General features: G+C 49.2%; 2 protein-coding genes. One reads left to right on the top strand and one right to left on the bottom strand.

The genetic code is table 11. The annotated features are described in order from the left end of the window. Window positions 1-27: 27 nt before the first annotated feature. A complete protein-coding gene (locus VU18_RS19780) occupies window positions 28-225 on the bottom strand; it encodes a hypothetical protein (RefSeq protein ID WP_014195959.1) in 198 nt (65 codons plus the stop codon). A gap of 39 nt (window positions 226-264) precedes the next feature. Between VU18_RS19780 and VU18_RS08030 the strand changes: the two genes are divergently transcribed. Beyond that, window positions 265-697: hypothetical protein (locus VU18_RS08030; protein ID WP_047757934.1), on the top strand; the 433-nt coding region annotated here is incomplete at its 3' end.

Here is a 697-nt window from a genome sequence, read left to right as displayed (position 1 = left end):
CCCCGTGCGTCCCACGGTTCGACTGCCCTACAACGACAGCAAACGAAGCCCTTCCTGCAAAAACCCGATCGTTTGGTTGATCAGCTCCGCTTGTGTTCGGGTGGGATACAGCCTGGGGCAGGGGGTGAAATGGAACTGGACCTCAGTACGCGCGTCTCCCGACTGGTTATGCAGCGATTTTTTCTCCTTTTTTCTCCATTTATAATGGCGCTCGATCGATTCCATAATGTAAATGGATAGAACGAGCAGGGAAGGATGCCGCCAATGAGAAGCAAAGCGACGCAGTGGCTGTTGTCTGTATGGGGACTGATGGATCCGCTCTATTATGCATGTTCCCGCCTCGAATATGTTGGTGGGAAAGAGAACGGCTGTCGTTCCATTTTCCGCGTCCGTTTGCTTCGATACAAGGGTGAAACCATTCACCTTTCGGACGGAACGACGATCGCGGCCAATGACTGGCTGTTGAAAATTCACCTTCATAATGTTCGTCTGCTTCGCGAACTGATGCAGTATCGAAGCGATATTCAAAAAGGACGTTATATTTTCGAACAAGTGAAAGCCGGTTTGCCGTATGTTGCCCATCATCTTTACCATCACAAACAGTCCTCCCGCATAAAAGGGATCATCGGCGTGACGATGTTAAACAAAGGTTGTGAGAGACTCGGATTTGATGCCATTGACATTGGCAATTCATTTT

Source organism: Geobacillus sp. ZGt-1 (assembly GCF_001026865.1).
Taxonomy (GTDB): Bacteria; Bacillota; Bacilli; order Bacillales; family Anoxybacillaceae; genus Geobacillus; species Geobacillus thermoleovorans.
This window is presented reverse-complemented; position numbering and strand designations above follow the sequence as displayed.